This window comes from Candidatus Symbiothrix dinenymphae (assembly GCF_001431085.1).
Genome location: NZ_BBRU01000577.1, coordinates 1 through 2,217, shown reverse-complemented (window position 1 = coordinate 2,217; position 2,217 = coordinate 1). Strand labels below are relative to the sequence as shown.

Below are 2,217 nucleotides of genomic sequence, written 5' to 3'. Positions count from 1 at the left end.
AAATAGAGCGCAAATGAATGCTCGCCCGACTCGGGCATATTAAACTCCTCGTCCAGCCCGATGCCCTCGGCGCGAGTAACGATGAGTTTTTGGCTGTCGTCACTTTTGCCGCTCTCGCGGATGTAGGTTTTGCTGTCGATGCGTATCCACTGCTTGGGAGTGAAATAAGCATCGATGTGCAGCACGGTAGCCGTATCGCTCATCTCAATTTTGCGGACTTGGAGCGTACCCATATTCCACACGTCAAACACAGGATTTTCAACCACAGCGGGGCGTTTCTCGCTGCAAGCCGTCAGCATCGCGCAGGTGCAGGCGGTCAGAAGGGTAGTCTTCTTCATAGTACTGATAATCTCGTTTACTTTCAAATTTTTCATAAAATCATTTTTTTTAATTGACGCTACAAAGATATGAAAAATTTATGAATTAGCAACTACATTTCAAATATTCGTCAGGCTGGGATATGCCGGGCTTTCTGCCCGTTCTGTCATTGCGGGCTTGACCCGCAATCCCCTGGAAAAGAGCCGAATGCTGAACTACAAGGCGATGTAGAACATGGGATTGCGGTCAAGCCCGCAATGACGAATACACTTGTTTTTCCACCTCTTTCGCCCACTGTTGGGCTGTTTTTGAGGCATCGAATGTTTGCCAGGGGATTGCTTTTCCGAAGTGGATGGAGAATGTTGAGCCTCGTGATTTGAACATTTCGCCGGGCAGGAGTAGCATCTCTAAATTGACCTTCAGTCCCAACTTTTGCCTAAGTTGTGCGAAGGTGTAAAAAAAGTTTGAGTTGTGCGCGTCGAAATAGACGGGGATGATGTCGCGCCGGTATTCGACCGCTTTTGTGATGAACATTTTTTTCCACTCCAAATCGTGAATTTGCCCGTGGTTTTTGCGCGAACACAATCCTGCCGGAAATGTAATGATTTGATTTTCAGATGCAAACGCCTCATTCAGCAGACTGACGGCACCCAAACCCTGCGCCCCATGCTTGTTGATGGGGATAAAAATGTCCTGCAGCGGTTTTAAGAAATAGAGAATGTCGTTGACCAAATAGCGAATTTTCTCATCGTAGCGTTCGCCCAGCACAGCCGACAGACAGATGCCGTCTAAGCCTCCCAACGGGTGATTGGAGGCGAAAATGCAGCGATGCGTGGCTTCCGGGAGGTTTTCGGTGCCGCGCAATTCGAGGGTCAGGTTGAAATCCTCCGCCACTTTTTGCTGCATAAATTGCACGCCTGTCAGCCCGTGACCTCTGCGCAGACACTCGTTCAACTGCTCCTGACACAGCAACCGGCTCAACCAACCGACCACGAAGCGCGGAATTTTGCGTGCCAATTGGGGTGCTTTTGCCCGCAATATCGCCTGCAAGTCTATCTGAAATAGTTCTTTCGTTTCCATAATTTGCCCGCAAAAATACAAAATAGTTATGAGTTATGAGTTATTTTTTGTACTTTTGCACAAAATTATTATACAAAATGACAAAACAAGATTTATTTGAAAACATCACACGCAAACAATCATTTCTTTGCGTGGGTTTGGACGCGGATTTGCAGAAAATCCCGCGACATTTGATGCGGGAGAAAGACCCGATTTTTTCTTTCAACAAGGCTATTGTGGATGCCACATCGCTCTTTTGTGTGGCTTACAAGCCCAATTTGGCTTTTTATGAAAGTCACGGTGTGCAGGGGCAGGACTCGCTGGATAGGACGGTGAGTTACATCAAGGAAAACTACCCCGACCAGTTTCTCATCGGCGATGCCAAGCGCGGCGACATCGGCAACACATCCGAAATGTATGCCCGTGCTTTTTTTGAAGTCTCGTGTTACGATGCCGTCACAGTATCTCCTTACATGGGTGAAGACAGCGTGAAGCCGTTTTTGAATCGTCCCAAAAAGTGGGCGATTGTGTTGGCTTTGACCTCCAACGCAGGTGCCAACGACTTTCAAATGACCGCAGACGCGAACGGCGAACGGCTCTTTGAAAAAGTCCTCCGCAAGTCCAAAGAATGGGGAACGGACGAAGAAATGATGTACGTGGTGGGTGCCACACAGGGCAAAATGCTGGAAGACATCCGGCGAATTGTCCCCAACCACTTCCTGCTCGTGCCCGGCATAGGCGCACAAGGGGGAAGCCTCGAAGAAGTTGCCCGATACGGGATGAACAGCCAATGCGGGTTGCTCGTAAACCCCTCGCGACAAATCATTTACGCCGACGATA

The 2,217-nt window shown here is 48.7% G+C and carries 2 protein-coding genes and 1 pseudogene; 1 reads left to right on the top strand and 2 read right to left on the bottom strand.

Translation table 11 applies throughout. The features are described from left to right. Positions 1-374 (bottom strand): annotated as a pseudogene (locus ASC50_RS06105) (hypothetical protein); the annotation flags it as partial. Between the two features lie 190 nt (positions 375-564). After that, positions 565-1,398, bottom strand: a complete 834-nt coding sequence (glsA, locus tag ASC50_RS06100) for a lyso-glycine lipid O-acyltransferase GlsA (protein ID WP_055430652.1) — start codon at positions 1,396-1,398, stop codon at positions 565-567. 77 nt (positions 1,399-1,475) lie between these two features. On the opposite strand from glsA, the gene pyrF reads away from it, so the two are divergent. Continuing rightward, positions 1,476-2,217: orotidine-5'-phosphate decarboxylase (pyrF, locus tag ASC50_RS06095; RefSeq protein WP_056928829.1), on the top strand; the 742-nt coding region annotated here is incomplete at its 3' end.

Coding starts and splice junctions, on each gene's coding strand:
- glsA (WP_055430652.1), bottom strand. CDS start 1,398: ATGGAAACGAAAGAACTATTTCAGATAGACTTGCAGGCGATATTGCGG.